Annotated in this window: 17 protein-coding genes; 12 read left to right on the top strand and 5 right to left on the bottom strand. The window is 70.1% G+C overall.

Annotation, left to right across the window (positions count from 1 at the left end; all coding sequences use genetic code 11):
- The first annotated feature begins 97 nt into the window (after positions 1 to 97).
- The 10 genes from ACWH49_RS17305 to ACWH49_RS17260 are packed head-to-tail and all read left to right on the top strand — an operon-like array spanning position 98 to position 7,236.
- Positions 98 to 508, top strand: coding sequence for a c-type cytochrome (locus tag ACWH49_RS17305; RefSeq protein WP_448172584.1), 411 nt, complete (start codon positions 98 to 100; stop codon positions 506 to 508).
- Entirely contained in the window at positions 505 to 1,359 is an 855-nt protein-coding gene (locus ACWH49_RS17300; protein WP_448172583.1) for a substrate-binding domain-containing protein, read from the top strand. The genes ACWH49_RS17305 and ACWH49_RS17300 overlap by 4 nt, the downstream gene beginning before the upstream one ends.
- A complete protein-coding gene (locus ACWH49_RS17295; RefSeq protein ID WP_448172582.1) occupies positions 1,340 to 2,062 on the top strand; it encodes a hypothetical protein in 723 nt (240 codons plus the stop codon). Before ACWH49_RS17300 ends, ACWH49_RS17295 begins: the two co-directional genes overlap by 20 nt.
- Positions 2,063 to 2,095: 33 nt before the next feature.
- The gene (locus tag ACWH49_RS17290; RefSeq protein WP_448172581.1) at positions 2,096 to 2,455 is read left to right on the top strand and encodes a hypothetical protein; all 360 of its coding nucleotides are present in this window, start codon (positions 2,096 to 2,098) and stop codon (positions 2,453 to 2,455) included.
- 7 nt (positions 2,456 to 2,462) lie between these two features.
- Positions 2,463 to 3,314: a quinoprotein dehydrogenase-associated SoxYZ-like carrier gene (locus ACWH49_RS17285; RefSeq protein WP_448172580.1), complete on the top strand. Its 852-nt coding sequence runs from the start codon at positions 2,463 to 2,465 to the stop codon at positions 3,312 to 3,314.
- 4 nt (positions 3,315 to 3,318) lie between these two features.
- The gene (locus ACWH49_RS17280) at positions 3,319 to 4,293 is read left to right on the top strand and encodes a YVTN family beta-propeller repeat protein (RefSeq protein WP_448172579.1); all 975 of its coding nucleotides are present in this window, start codon (positions 3,319 to 3,321) and stop codon (positions 4,291 to 4,293) included.
- A 30-nt stretch (positions 4,294 to 4,323) separates the two neighbouring features.
- Positions 4,324 to 4,872, top strand: coding sequence for an SRPBCC family protein (locus tag ACWH49_RS17275; protein WP_448172578.1), 549 nt, complete (start codon positions 4,324 to 4,326; stop codon positions 4,870 to 4,872).
- Positions 4,873 to 4,880: 8 nt separating this feature from the next.
- Entirely contained in the window at positions 4,881 to 5,834 is a 954-nt protein-coding gene (locus tag ACWH49_RS17270) for an MBL fold metallo-hydrolase (protein ID WP_448172577.1), read from the top strand.
- Positions 5,835 to 5,854: 20 nt separating this feature from the next.
- A complete protein-coding gene (locus ACWH49_RS17265) occupies positions 5,855 to 6,703 on the top strand; it encodes a quinoprotein dehydrogenase-associated SoxYZ-like carrier (RefSeq protein WP_448172576.1) in 849 nt (282 codons plus the stop codon).
- Positions 6,700 to 7,236, top strand: a complete 537-nt coding sequence (locus ACWH49_RS17260) for a thioredoxin family protein (RefSeq protein ID WP_448172575.1) — start codon at positions 6,700 to 6,702, stop codon at positions 7,234 to 7,236. Before ACWH49_RS17265 ends, ACWH49_RS17260 begins: the two co-directional genes overlap by 4 nt.
- Before the next feature lie 8 nt (positions 7,237 to 7,244).
- On the opposite strand, the gene pqqE is transcribed toward ACWH49_RS17260, so the two are convergent.
- Genes pqqE through pqqA form a run of 5 tightly spaced genes read right to left on the bottom strand, consistent with a single transcriptional unit; the run spans position 7,245 to position 10,425 of the window.
- Positions 7,245 to 8,363, bottom strand: coding sequence for a pyrroloquinoline quinone biosynthesis protein PqqE (gene pqqE / locus ACWH49_RS17255; RefSeq protein ID WP_448172574.1), 1,119 nt, complete (start codon positions 8,361 to 8,363; stop codon positions 7,245 to 7,247).
- A complete protein-coding gene (gene pqqD, locus ACWH49_RS17250; protein ID WP_448172573.1) occupies positions 8,360 to 8,638 on the bottom strand; it encodes a pyrroloquinoline quinone biosynthesis peptide chaperone PqqD in 279 nt (92 codons plus the stop codon). Before pqqD ends, pqqE begins: the two co-directional genes overlap by 4 nt.
- Entirely contained in the window at positions 8,635 to 9,393 is a 759-nt protein-coding gene (gene pqqC / locus ACWH49_RS17245; protein WP_448172572.1) for a pyrroloquinoline-quinone synthase PqqC, read from the bottom strand. The genes pqqD and pqqC overlap by 4 nt, the downstream gene beginning before the upstream one ends.
- Positions 9,394 to 9,400: 7 nt before the next feature.
- A complete protein-coding gene (pqqB, locus tag ACWH49_RS17240; RefSeq protein WP_448172571.1) occupies positions 9,401 to 10,321 on the bottom strand; it encodes a pyrroloquinoline quinone biosynthesis protein PqqB in 921 nt (306 codons plus the stop codon).
- Positions 10,322 to 10,350: 29 nt separating this feature from the next.
- The gene (gene pqqA, locus ACWH49_RS17235) at positions 10,351 to 10,425 is read right to left on the bottom strand and encodes a pyrroloquinoline quinone precursor peptide PqqA (protein ID WP_082548750.1); all 75 of its coding nucleotides are present in this window, start codon (positions 10,423 to 10,425) and stop codon (positions 10,351 to 10,353) included.
- A gap of 206 nt (positions 10,426 to 10,631) precedes the next feature.
- Here pqqA and ACWH49_RS17230 point away from each other — a divergent pair, with 206 nt between their 5' ends.
- Both ACWH49_RS17230 and ACWH49_RS17225 read left to right on the top strand, forming a co-directional pair.
- A complete protein-coding gene (locus ACWH49_RS17230) occupies positions 10,632 to 12,011 on the top strand; it encodes a histidine kinase (RefSeq protein WP_448172570.1) in 1,380 nt (459 codons plus the stop codon).
- The gene (locus ACWH49_RS17225) at positions 12,008 to 12,637 is read left to right on the top strand and encodes a response regulator (protein WP_448172569.1); all 630 of its coding nucleotides are present in this window, start codon (positions 12,008 to 12,010) and stop codon (positions 12,635 to 12,637) included. Before ACWH49_RS17230 ends, ACWH49_RS17225 begins: the two co-directional genes overlap by 4 nt.
- Positions 12,638 to 12,721: the final 84 nt, after the last annotated feature.

Raw genomic sequence — 12,721 nt, 5'->3', positions numbered from 1 at the left:
CAGCCGCGATCGATCGCGGCGCCTGAGGGAACCGGGGGGACGGCATTCGTTGGGAAGGCCGTCCCCGCTTTTTCAATCTCGATCTCTCACTCATCCCATGAAGATTTCCAAGACCCTCTGCTCGTTGTTGCTCGCCATTCCGGCCATCGCCGCGGTCGCCCAGGCGACGCCGTCCGCGAAACCCGGCGCCGCGCCCTACACCGTCGTCGACGGCTACAAGGTCGATGCGAACACGCTGCAGGGATTCAAGACGTGGCGTTCCGCTGCCTGCGACCGCTGCCACGGCGCGAACCAGGAAGGCCTGGTCGGCCCGTCGCTGATCACCAGCCTGAAGACGCTGTCGAAGGAGGAGTTCGTCAAGACGGTCACCAGCGGCCGTCCGAACACCCAGATGGTCGCGTTCTCCGGCAACGCCGAGGTGATGAAGAACCTCGACAACCTCTACGCCTACCTGAAGGGCCGCTCCGACGGCGCCATCACCAAGGCGCGCGTCGAGGCCGCGCAATGAAATCGGCGGCACTGGCGCTGGCGTGCGCGCTGGTGTCGGTCTGCCCGCCGGCGGCAGCGCAGGACGCGCCGGCGAAACGCACTGAACTGCGGGTCTGCCAGGACCCGAACAACCTGCCGTTCTCCAACACCAAGGGCGAGGGCATCGAGAACCGCATCGCCGAGGTGTTCGGCAAGGCGTTGAACCTGCCGGTCACCTACTACTCGTTCCCGCAGCGGCTCGCGTTCATCCGCAACACGCTGCGCTACAAGCTGCCGGGGCAGGACTACCCGTGCGACATTGTGATCGGCGTGCCGGTCGGCTTCGACGAAGGCGTGTCGGTCACCAAGCCGTACTACCGGTCGACCTACGCGCTGGTGTTCGCGAAAGGCAAGGGGCTGGACAACGTCGCCACGGTGCAGGATTTCCTCGCACTCGAGCCGGCCAAGCTGCGCACGATGCGCATCGGCATCTACGACCGCTCGCCGGCCTCGGAATGGCTGTCGAAGCACCAACTGCTCGAAAGCGGCGTGCCCTATCCGATCATGAACCCGAACCCGCAGCAGTACCCGGGCGAGATCATCGAGAAGGACCTGGCCAGCGGCAAGCTCGATGCGGCCATCGTCTGGGGCCCGATCGCCGGCTACTTCGCGCAGCGCGTCAAGTCGCCGCAGCTCGTCGTGCTGCCGCTCAAGTCGGAGCCCGGCGTCAAGCTCGACTACCAGATGGCGATGGGCGTGCGCTACGGCGAACGTGAATGGAAGCAGCAGGTCGAGGGCCTGCTCGAATCGCGCCAGGCCGACATCCAGGCCATCCTGAAGGAATACGGCGTGCCCCTGGTCGACGCCTCCTATGCCGCACAGAAAAATTGAGCACTCGGCCCTTGCAACGCTGGCGGCGCTCGGCCTGACGCTGGCGATGGCGACCGCGCGGGCGGACGAGCCGGCCAAGGACTTCTCACCCGCCGAGCGCGCGCTGTTCATGACCGACCAGTTCGCGAAACTGCGCCCGCCGATGACGCTGCGCTACCAGTTCCGGCGCAGCGGCAGCCTGGAGCCGGCGTTCGACGACAAGGTCACGATCGCGCTGAAGCCGCAGGCGAGCGGCAAGTGCTGCGACGCCAGCGGCGAGTTCCTGAGCGGCGAGCGCAAGATCGAACTGCCGCCGGTCGAAGGCGCCTCGGGCAATCCGGTCACGCTGTTCTTCCTCGAGCGCGAGATCCGCGAGATGGAGCGGCTGACCAAGGGCAAGGCCGCCTATTTCCGCAAGCGCATCCGGATGGCGGTCTACCAGGGCGCCCAGCAGCGCGACGTGACGCTGCGCTACCGCGGCAAGTCGGTGGCCGGTCAGGAGTTCACGATCACGCCGTATGTCGACGACCCGAACCGCCCGCGTTTCGAACGGCTGGCGAACAAGCGCTACGTGTTCACGCTGTCCGATGCGGTGCCGGGCGGCATCTACGCGATCCGCGCCCAGGTCGCCGACACGGCCAACGGCGCCGCCGCCCCGCCGCTGCTCGCCGAGGAACTGCTGATCGAGGGCGCCGATAGCGCTCCTGCCAGGGCCGGGACCTGACGCCGCCGCCCCTCCACGATTCCGGATACCTCCATGAAACCCTTCGCCCTGCGTTCCTCGATGCTCGCCGTCCTCCTGCTGGTCGCCGGCGCCGCGCACGCGAACGACTTCCCGACCGTCGCCCGCGTGCTCTACGTCGAAGACTGCATCCGCGCCCACCCCGGCCCGTACTTCGAGATGGTCAACAAGTGCTCGTGCGCGGCCGACGCCTTCGCGGCCGAGGTCAGGTACGACGAGTACACGACCATGCAGACCATCAGCAACGGCATGTCGATCGGCGGTGAGCGCGGCAACTCGATCCGCGACACGCCCACGCTGCAACCCGAGCTCAAGAAGTACCGCGAGTTGCAGGCCAAGGTGAAGAAGGGCTGCTTCATCAACGACGCGAAGTAGGCCTGCGATGAACCCCCAGCTCGCTCGACGCAAGGTCACGGTGGCCGGCACGGCGCTGGCGGTCGGGGCCGCGCTCGGGTTGCCGTGCGGCGCCGGCGCGCAGATCAAGTCGGGCGACAACCCGGAGGCCAGCGAGATCTGGCAGAAGGTGCGGGCCAGCCTGTTCGAGCGGCGCCCGATCGAGAATGTCGGCGACGACGTGCTGCGGCTCGACGCCCCGATCCGCGCCGCCGATGCCGCAGTCGTGCCGATCGCGATGCAGGCGCGCCTGCCGCACACCGCGACGAACTTCGTCGCCAAGCTCTACCTCGTGATCGACAGCAACCCGTCGCCGATCGCCGCGATCTTCACGTTCACGCCGCAGAGCGGCCGGGCCGACATCGAGACCCGCGTGCGCGTCGACGAGTACAGCTTCGTGCGGGCCATCGCCGAGACGAACGACGGCCGCCTGCTGATGCGCACCCGCTTCGTCAAGGCCTCGGGCGGCTGCTCGGCGCCACCGGGCAAGGATGCTCAGGCCGCGCTCGCTTCGCTCGGCAAGATCGTGATGAAGGTCGACGGCGAGGTGGTCGCCGGCAAGCCGGCGCTGGTGCAGCTGTTGATCAGCCACCCGAACGACTCGGGCATGGCGATGGACCAGCTGACGCGCCAGTACACGCCGCGCCGCTTCGTGCGAACCGTCAACGTCGCCTATGCCGGCGCGCCCGTGCTGTCGGCCGACCTCGACTTCGCGATCAGCGAGAACCCGAACCTGCGCTTCTACTTCGTGCCGCGCGGCCCGGGCCGGCTGACCGCCGAGGTGGTCGACAGCAACCTCGCCGCGTGGAAGAGCAGCATTGACGTCACGCCGGGCGCCTGAGCCGATGCGCGCCTGGGCCCGCGCAGGCATCGCATTGCTGGCCGGCGCGCTGGCGGCCGGCCCCGCCGCGGCGGCGCCGTTCGCGTACATCACCAACCAGGGCAGCCACGACGTGTCGGTGATCGACCTGGCGGCGCAGAAGGTCGTGGCGACCGTGCCGGTCGGCCGCGCGCCGGCCGGCGTCGTCGCGGCGAGCCGCACCGGTCGCGTCTACGTCTCGAACCCCGACAGCAAGAGCATCTCGGTCATCGACATGCGCACGCAGCGCGTCGTCGCGACGCTGCCGGCCGGCAGCGGCCCGGTCGGCATCGACGCCTCGCCGGACGGGACGCGCCTCTATGTCGCCGACTGGTACGCGAACCAGCTGCTGGCCTTCGACGCCGCGACGGCCAGCGCACTGCCGCCGGTCGCGCTCGGCCGCGCGCCGGCGGGCGTCGCGGTCGATGCGGCGGGTGCGACCGTGTACGTGGCCGAACGCGACGACGACAGCATCGCCGCCGTCGACGTCGCGACCGGCCGCGTGCGCGCCCGCGTGAAGGTCGGCACGCACCCGTTCGCGCTGCTGCTCGACGCACGCCGCGAGCGCCTGTATGCGCTGAACGTGCTGAGCGACGACGTCTCGGTCATCGACACCCGTTCGGGCCGCGAGCTCGCGGTGATCGCGACGGTCAAGGTCGGCAAGGCGCCGTACGGGGCGGCGCTCGCGAATGCCGGAGCCCTGCTCTACGTGACCAACCAGCACGACGACAGCGTCAGCGTCGTCGATGCCGAACGGCTCGCCACCGTGCGCACGCTGCCCGGCTTCGGCTACCCCGAGGGCGTGGCCGCGCACGGCGACCGGGTCTACGTCGTCAACTGGATGGACGACGACGTGAGCGTGCTCGACGCCGCGAGCGGCCGCACGCTCGCCCGCATCGCGACCGGCAAGAACAGCCGCGGCTTCGGCGCCTTCATCGGCGCGCCGCCGGACACGCCCTGATATTCCCACGACAACAAGGAGATGTCCCGCATGCTCAACAGACCCACTGTCGGCTGGTGGCCCCGGCTGTCGACCGTCCTCGCGCTGGGCGCGCTCGTCGCGTGGCCGGCGCAGGCCCACGGGCCGACGCGCCAGAAGGTCGTCGAGACGATCACGATCGACGCGCCCGCCGCGACGGTGTGGGCGAAGATCAAGAACTTCGACGCGCTGAAGGACTGGCACCCGGCCGTCGCGACCAGCCCCGCCGACAAGGGAAATGCGGAAGGCTCGGTGCGCCAGGTCGGCCTGAAGGGAGGCGGCGCGCTGGTCGAGTCGCTGGAACGCTACGACGACGCCGCGATGCGCTACAGCTACCGCGCCAAGGACGGCGGCGCGCTGCCGGTCACGAACTACACCTCGACGATCAGCGTCAGCGGCACCGGCACCGCCTCGACAGTCGAGTGGCGCGGCGCGTTCTACCGTGCCTACCCGAACAACGACCCGCCGCCCGACAAGAACGACGAGGCCGCGGTCAAGGCCGTGACGGGCGTCTATCAAAGCGGGCTCGCGAACCTGAAGAAGCTCGTCGAGGGCAAGTAGCGGCCGCCATGCGTTCACTGCGACAGACGACCGCCCGCTGGCTCGCCGCCACGCTCCTGGCAGGAGCGGCGCTGGCGGTGCAGGCGGCCGACCCGGCGCCGATCGAGCTCGCCGCCGGCGTCTACATGGTGCCCGGCACCGGTGGCGAACCCGACCCCGCCAACCTCGGGCGCACCGGCAATGCCGGCTTCATCGTCGGCCCGCGCGGCGTGCTGGCGATCGACACCGGCACCTCGTACCGCCACGGCCAGGCGCTGCTCGCGGCGATTCGCGGCATCACCGACCAGCCGGTGCGGCTGGCGATCGTGACCCACACCCGCCAGGAGTTCCTGTTCGGCGCCACGGCGTTCCGCGAGCAGAAGATCCCGGTCGCGATGCACCAGGCCGCGGCCGACCTGATGGCCACGCGCTGCGACACCTGCCTGAAGACGTTGCGCACGCTGCTCGGCGAGGACGCGATGCAGGGCAGCGCGATGTTCACGCCCGACATCGTCTTCACCGACCCGCTCGCGCTCGACGCCGCGGCGCTGATCGGTCGCCCGATCCAGTTGCTGCATTACGGCCACTCCAGCGGCCCGGGCGATATCGCGGTCTACGACCCGCGCACCCGCACGCTGTTCGCCGGCGGGATGCTCGAGGCGCGGCGCATCCCCGACGTCGGCGACAGCGACCTGCCGGGCTGGCGGGAGGCGCTGCGCCACCTGCAGGCGCTGCCGGTCGAGGTGATCGTGCCCGGCCACGGCCCGGCCGGCGACAAGCGCATGATCACGCAGGTGGAACGTTATCTGGATCAGCTGACCGCGCGTGCGCGGGCGCTGGTGAACGCCGGCGCGCCGCTGAGCGAAGTGGCCGACGCGACCGCCTTGCCCGAGTTCGCGACATGGGATCAGTACGAGACCACCCACCGCCGCAACGCCGCCATCGTCTACTTGCGCTACGAGCGCGAGCAACTTGTCAAATAGCCGCGCCGGGAGACCGAGTCATGCCCACCACCACCCCCCGTTCCGCCCTGCTTCGGCGCCGCCGCTTCATGCTCGGCGCGGGCGCGCTGCCGCTCGCCGCCACGCCGCTGGCGCGCGCCGCGATCGGCGGCCTGCCGAGCAACACCGGCCACGGCGACCTGTCGCCCGAATGGGAGGTCCTGCGCGGCCGCATCTTCGCCGGCACGCCGATCACCGTCGGCGCCGGGCGCGTCCAGCTGATCGCCCCGCTGCGCGCGCCATATGGCGCCTCGGTGCCGGTCAAGATCGTCTCGCTGCTGCCGCAGACCCCCGCGCTGTACGTGAAACGCATGCACCTGCTGGTGGACAAGAACCCGTCCCCGCTGGCCGCGACGCTGGAGCTGACGCCCGAGGTCGGACAGGCCGATTTCGAGACGCGGCTGCGGGTCGACGAGTACAGCCACGTGCGGGTCGTCAGCGAGCTCTCCAACGGCGAGCTGCACATGGATTCGCGCTACGTGAAGACCTCCGGCGGCTGCTCGGCGCCGCCGAACCGCGATTCGCCCGAGCTGATCGGCAAGACCATCCTGAAGCTGCCGGCTCCGCCGACCATGGGCGCGCCGACCACCGTCGATCTGACGGTGCTGCACCCGAACGACACCGGCTTCGAGCTGAACAACGTGACGGTGATGTACATCCCGTCGTACTTCGTGCGCACGATCGCGGTCAGCTATGCGGGCCGCCGGATCTTCGACGCCGACCTCGACTTCTCGATCAGCGAGAACCCCAGCTGGCGCTTCAACTTCGTGCCGCACGGGCCGGGCGAGCTGCGCGCCGAGGTCGCGGACTCGAAGGAGAAGCACTACACCGGATCGTTGCGGGTCGGATGATGACACCCCGACGCTTCACCGGCGCGCTCGTGGCCGCCACCCTGCTCGCGCTGGCCGGCGCGGCGCACGCACTGGGCATCCCGCCGGCTTACACGCCGATGATCGTCGAGCCGGTCGTCGCCCCTGGCCGCGCCGAGTTCGACCTCGGCCCCGCGCTGGCGCGCGCCAAGCGCGAGAACAAGCGTCTGTACGTCTACCTCGGCGCGAGCGACTGCCCGTACTGCCGGCGCTACGAGAACTTCCTGGCCAAGAACTCGGGCGAGCTGGTGCAGCACTTCAAGCCGTGGATCGTGGTCGACCTGCGCAGCGCGCTGATGAACACCGCCAACCAGCTGTTCTTCCGCGTCGGCGACACCTCGCTGAACTACACCGAATTCCAGCGCTCGATCGGCGACCAGCGGGTGCGCATGCTGGTCTACCCGAGCGTCTGGCTGTTCGACCCGCAGATGAAGCCGCTGATGCAGATGCCGGCCGGCACCGGCACCTTCGAGACCGTCGACGAGCAGTTGGAGATCCTGAACCTCGTCCAGTAGCCGCGCCGCTACGACGGCACCGCGCTCAGGCGGCGCGAATTCTTCGGGTCGCGGAACACCAGCGGGTGTTCGACCACTCCGGTCTCGGCGCGCGCCACGGCGTCGAGCACCACACCGTGCTGCGGGCTCTTCACGCACACCGGGTCGGCGGCGGCGGGGTCGTTGGCGAGCATGTATGCCTGGCAGCGACAGCCGCCCAGGTCCTGCTCGCGGTGTTCGCAGCTCGAACAGGGCTCCTTCATCCAGCCGGTGCCGCGGTAGCGGTTGAAGCCTTCGGAGTCGAACCAGATCTCGCGCACCGAGTGCTCGCGCACGTTCGGGAACGCCAGGCCCGGCAGCATCTTCGCGGTGTGGCACGGCAGCGCGGTGCCGTCCGGCGTGACGGTCAGGAACATGCTGCCCCAGCCGTTCACGCATTTCTTCGCCTGGCCCTCGTGGTAGTCGGGCGCGACGAAGAACAGGCGCATCGCATCGCCCAGCTTCGCGCGCCAGGCGTCGGCGACGCGTTCCGCATGCTGCAGTTGGGCACGTGTGGGCAGCAGCGCGTCGCGGTTGTGCAGGGCCCAGGAGTAGTACTGCGTGTTCGCGAGCTCGAGGTACTCGGCGCCGAACTCGGCGGCCATGCCGATGATGCGGTCGATGTGGTCGATGTTCAGGCGGTGCAGCACCACGTTCATCACCATCGGCCAGCCCTGGTCCTTGATGATCCGGGCGACCCGGTTCTTCAGCTCGAAGGTCTTGGTGTGCGAGAGGAAGTCGTTCATCTCGCGGGTCGAGTCCTGGAACGACAGCTGCACGTGGTCGAGCCCGGCGTCCTTCAGCGCGCGGGCGCGCTCCACCGTCAGCCCGACGCCCGAGGTCAGCAGGTTGGTGTAGTAGCCCAGGCGCCGCGCCTCGGCGACGATCATTTCCAGGTCGTCGCGCAGCAGCGGCTCGCCGCCGGACAGGCCGCACTGCACCGCGCCGAGTTCGCGGCCCTCGCGCAGCACGCGCAGCCAGTCGTCGGTCGAGAGTTCCTCCGGCTGGGTCGCGAAGTCGATCGGGTTGTAGCAGAAGACGCAGTGCAGCGGACAGCGGTAGGTCAGCTCCGCCAGCAGCCACAGTGGCGGCCCGGGGGGAGGATTCATTCCCACGTCAGCCACTTCTGCCGGCCGGCGATCTCGACGAACGACAGCACCTCGGGTTGCAGCCCGGACGCGTTGAACGCCGTCTCGAGCTCGCCGACGATCGCGGCAAGGCTGCGCGCGCCGTCGCAGCGGACCATGATCTCGCCGGCGCTGCCGTTGAGCTTGACCATGCCCTCGGGGTACAGCAGCACGTGGCAGTTCTGTGCCGGCTCCCACTGCAGCCGGAAGCCACTGCCCAGGCGCGGGCAGCTGGAGGTGGCGAGCGCCCCGTTCATGCCGACGCCCCCACGCCGTACTTCCATGCGATCGCGTCGTTCATCGTCCACAGGATGTCGAGCTTGAACTGCAGCACCTCCAGCGCGCGTTCCTGCGCGGGGCGGGTCGTGAAGTGCGCGAGCGTGACCGCCAGGCCCTGCTCCACGTCGCGCCGCGCCTGGCTGACCCGGCTGCGGAAGTAGTGCAGGCCCTCGGGCTCGATCCACGGGTAGTGCTCGGGCCAGGTCGCCAGGCGCTGCTTGTGGATCTCGGGCGCGAACAGCTCGGTCAGCGACGAGCACACCGCTTCCTGCCACGGCGCGCGGCGCGCGAAGCTGACATACGCGTCGACCGCGAAGCGCACGCCCGGCGCCACGTGGCGCAGGTCCGTCACCTCCTCGCGAGTCAGTCCCACCGCCTCGGCCAGCCGCAGCCAGGCCTCGATGCCGCCGGCATCGCGCACGCCGTTCAGCTCGAAGCCGTCGTGGTCGAGGATGCGCTGCACCCAGCCGCGGCGCACGGCGGCGTCGGGACAGTTCGACAGCACGGCCGCGTCCTTGATCGGGATCGCGATCTGGTAGTAGTAGCGGTTCGCGACCCAGCCCTGCACCTGCTCGCGGCTGGCGCGGCCGCCGTTCAACATCAGGTTGTACGGGTGGTGGATGTGGTACGCGCGGCCTCGCTCGCGCAGCTGCGCCTCGAACTCGCCGATGTCCCAGGGGGGCTCGGTCGACGCAACGGGGTCGGGTCGCGCTTGCAGGATCTCGGGCTTCATCGCGGGCTCAGAGTGGGATCAGCATCCCGTCCTCGCAGACCTCGATGCGCGCGCGCGTCAGCAGCGCGCGCTCGTCGGAGTCCTCGTCGAGGATCGGGTTGGTGTTGTTGATGTGGATCAGGCAGCGCCGCGTGCGCGCGGGCAGCTTCGCGAGCCACTCGATCATCCCGCCGGGGCCCGACTGGGGCAGGTGGCCGATCGAGCGTGCGGTCTTGTGGCCGATGCCCAGCCGCGGCATCTCGTCGTCGGTCCAGAACGTGCCGTCGACCAGCACCGCGTCGGCGCCGGCCATCGCGTCGAACACCGGCGGCGTGATCGCGCCGAGTCCCGGCGCGTAGAACGCGGTCGCGCCGCTGGCCAGGTCGGTGATCAGCATGCCGATGTTGTCGCCGTCCACCGGCTGCTCGCGGTGCGGCGAGTACGGCGCCGGCTTGCTCGACAGCGCAAGCGCGCGAAAGCTCAACCCCTCGACACCCGGCACGCGGAACGCCGTGCCGTCCAGGCCGATGCGGTGCCGATCGACGCCGCAGTAGTGACCGAGCACGCGCAGGATCGGGTTGCCCTGGGTCAGGTCGTCGTGGACCGGGTCGGTGCACCACAGCGGCAGCGGCGTGCTGCGCTCGCGCAGCATGAACAGGCCGGTGGCATGGTCGACCTGGCCGTCCATCAGCACGACGCCGGCGATCGCGGTGTCGCGCAATGCGCGCGCGGGTTGCAGCTCGGGGCGGGCGCGGATCTGTTCGAGGAGGTCCGGCGAGGCATTGAAGAGCACGCCGTCGGCCGAATCATCGGGCCGCACGAAGATCGACGACTGCGTGCGCGGCTTGCAGCGCACGCTGCCCGAGCGTGCACCCGCGCAGTTGCGGCAGTTGCAGTTCCACTGCGGAAAGCCGCCGCCGGCCGCGGAGCCGAGCACGCTGATGCGCACGAGTGGTCTCCGGGCCGGCGGCGTGGGGATCAGCGGGCGCTGACGTACATCGTGATTTCGAAGCCGAAGCGGAAGTCACAGGCGGTCGGGGTGGTCCATTGCATGGCGAGTCTCCTGAAGTGAACGACACACGCAAGCCGGTCGGCCTGCGCAGGGACGCGTCTGTCGCATCCCGCAGTGCATCGTCCCCCGCGCGGCGGGCGCGGGCCAGGGGTCCGACCATGAATCGGACCTCATGATTTTCATGATTCGCACCGCGGGTCGTCCCCCTGCGTCCGGCCGCGGGCAGGCGCCTCGCTACCATCGGCGCGTGAAGACCGACTCCATGACGCTGCGCCTCAAGATCAACCTGATCGTCGGCGCGCTGACGGTGCTGTTCGTTGCGGCGATGCTGGCGCTTCAGCTGCGCAGCATGCGCGAGTCGGTGCAGGAGGAGGTGGTGGCCGCGAACCGCGTCGCCACCCAGCTGCTCAGCCGCAATGCGTGGCTGTACGCGGCACAGGGCACCCCGGCGATGCTGGCCTACCTGCAGGGCATCGGCCGCGTCCGCTCGAACGACATCGTGTTGTACGACGCCGAAGGCCAGGTGCTCTACCGCTCGCCCGCGTCGACCTACAAGGCCGGCCGCGATGCGCCGGACTGGTTCGAGCGGGCGATGGCGCCGGAACCGTTGGTGCAATCGATCGCGTTCCCCGGCGGCAAGCTGGTGACGCAGTCCAACGCGACGCGTGCGGTGCTCGATGCCTGGGACTACCTGCTGGTGCTCGGCGCCGGCGGCGCGGTGCTGCTGGGCGTCGTCAACGCGCTGGTGTTCTGGCTGGTCGGGCGCGCGGTGCGGCCATTCGGCCGGATCGTCGGCGCGCTGGAGGACCTGGAAGCCGGCCGCTTCGACGCCGCGCTGCCGCCGCTGCCCGGCACCGAGGCGGCGCTGATCGGCGCGGCATTCAACCGCATGGTCGGTCGCCTGCGCCAGAACCTCGAGACCGAGCGCCGCGCGGCGCTGGCCGAGGCTCGCCTGTCGGACAGCCGCGAACTGGTGCGCTGGATCGAACGCCAGCTCGAACAGGAGCGGCGGCTGATCGCGCACGAGCTGCACGACGAGCTCGGCCAGTCCGTGACCGCGATGCACAGCATGGCGGTCTCGATCACGCAACGCGTGCGCGGGCTCGACCCGCAGGCCGAACAGGCGGCGCGCACGATCGCCGACGAATCGTCGCGGCTCTACCAGGCCATGCACGGGATGATCCCGCGCCTGGCGCCGCTGGTGCTCGACAACCTGGGCCTGACCGACGCGCTCGCCGATCTCGTCGAGCGCACCCGGCGCAGCCATCCGGACGTGGCGGTCGAGCTGGAGGTCGCGCTCGGCGACGCGACGCTCGCGCCCGACACCGCGCTGGCGTTCTACCGCGGCGCGCAGGAAGGCATGACCAACGCGCTGCGCCACGGCCGCCCCGCGCACATCGCCATCGCGCTGAACCACGCTGGCGACGCGGCGACATTGACCGTCGCCGACGACGGCCAGGGCCTGCCGGCCGAGGTGCAGCCCGCCGGCCACCACGGCCTGCGCTGGCTCGCCGAGCGCAGCGAGGGCCTGGGCGGCAGCGTGCGCGTGTCGAACCGCGCGCCGCGCGGCGTCGTGCTCGCCGTGCGGCTGCCGCTGGCGCTGGACGCGGAGGCGTCCGCACGATGATCCGCGTGATGCTGGTCGACGACCACGCGCTGGTGCGCATGGGCTTTCGCATGCTGCTGGCCGATGCGCAGGTCGAGGTCGTCGCCGAGGCCGACACCGGCGAGCAGGCCTGTGCCGATTACCCGCGCGCCCAGCCGGACGTGGTCGTGATGGACCTGTCGATGCCCGGCATGGGCGGGCTCGAGGCAGTGCGGCGCCTGCTCGCGCAGGACCCGAAGGCGCGCATCCTGGTGCTGTCCGCGCACGAAGACACCGCGCACCCGCGCCGCGTGCTGCGCGCCGGTGCGCTCGGCTACCTGGCCAAGCGCAGCGCGCCCGAGGCGCTGATCGCCGCGGTGACCTCGGTCGCCGCGAACAGGCCGTACGTCGACGCGCACACCGCGCAGGCGCTGGCCGTCGCCGAGGTCAACGGCGAGGCCAGCCCGGCCGACACCCTGAGCGAGCGCGAGTTCTCGGTGTTCGTGCAACTGGCGCGCGGCCTCAGCGTCGCGCAGATCGCCGAGAACCTGAAGCTGTCGCCCAGCACGGTCGGCACGCACCTGTTCCACGTCAAGCAGAAACTCGGCGCCGGCAATCAGTCTGAATTGACCCTGGTGGCGCTCCGCTGGGGTTTGATAGAAGCTTGAGGTTTGGACGCGGTGCGGCCGATGTGCGGGTAAACCCGCGAATCTGGCACGGTTGTTGCACCGCACAACCCTCGACGGCCAGGC

The sequence above is a fragment of the Rhizobacter fulvus genome (genome assembly GCF_964020785.1).
The sequence above is the reverse complement of the archived record's forward strand: the minus strand, read 5'-3'. Positions and strand labels throughout refer to the sequence as shown.

What these genes read in the sequence shown, in the direction of transcription:
- ACWH49_RS17305 (WP_448172584.1), top strand. Translation starts at nt 98, where the DNA reads ATGAAGATTTCCAAGACCCTCTGCTCGTTGTTGCTCGCCATTCCGGCC.
- ACWH49_RS17290 (WP_448172581.1), top strand. Translation starts at nt 2,096, where the DNA reads ATGAAACCCTTCGCCCTGCGTTCCTCGATGCTCGCCGTCCTCCTGCTG.
- ACWH49_RS17260 (WP_448172575.1), top strand. Translation starts at nt 6,700, where the DNA reads ATGATGACACCCCGACGCTTCACCGGCGCGCTCGTGGCCGCCACCCTG.
- pqqC (WP_448172572.1), bottom strand. Translation starts at nt 9,393, where the DNA reads ATGAAGCCCGAGATCCTGCAAGCGCGACCCGACCCCGTTGCGTCGACC.
- pqqE (WP_448172574.1), bottom strand. Translation starts at nt 8,363, where the DNA reads ATGAATCCTCCCCCCGGGCCGCCACTGTGGCTGCTGGCGGAGCTGACC.
- ACWH49_RS17265 (WP_448172576.1), top strand. Translation starts at nt 5,855, where the DNA reads ATGCCCACCACCACCCCCCGTTCCGCCCTGCTTCGGCGCCGCCGCTTC.
- ACWH49_RS17275 (WP_448172578.1), top strand. Translation starts at nt 4,324, where the DNA reads ATGCTCAACAGACCCACTGTCGGCTGGTGGCCCCGGCTGTCGACCGTC.
- ACWH49_RS17295 (WP_448172582.1), top strand. Translation starts at nt 1,340, where the DNA reads ATGCCGCACAGAAAAATTGAGCACTCGGCCCTTGCAACGCTGGCGGCG.
- ACWH49_RS17280 (WP_448172579.1), top strand. Translation starts at nt 3,319, where the DNA reads ATGCGCGCCTGGGCCCGCGCAGGCATCGCATTGCTGGCCGGCGCGCTG.
- ACWH49_RS17225 (WP_448172569.1), top strand. Translation starts at nt 12,008, where the DNA reads ATGATCCGCGTGATGCTGGTCGACGACCACGCGCTGGTGCGCATGGGC.
- ACWH49_RS17270 (WP_448172577.1), top strand. Translation starts at nt 4,881, where the DNA reads ATGCGTTCACTGCGACAGACGACCGCCCGCTGGCTCGCCGCCACGCTC.
- ACWH49_RS17300 (WP_448172583.1), top strand. Translation starts at nt 505, where the DNA reads ATGAAATCGGCGGCACTGGCGCTGGCGTGCGCGCTGGTGTCGGTCTGC.
- ACWH49_RS17285 (WP_448172580.1), top strand. Translation starts at nt 2,463, where the DNA reads ATGAACCCCCAGCTCGCTCGACGCAAGGTCACGGTGGCCGGCACGGCG.
- pqqD (WP_448172573.1), bottom strand. Translation starts at nt 8,638, where the DNA reads ATGAACGGGGCGCTCGCCACCTCCAGCTGCCCGCGCCTGGGCAGTGGC.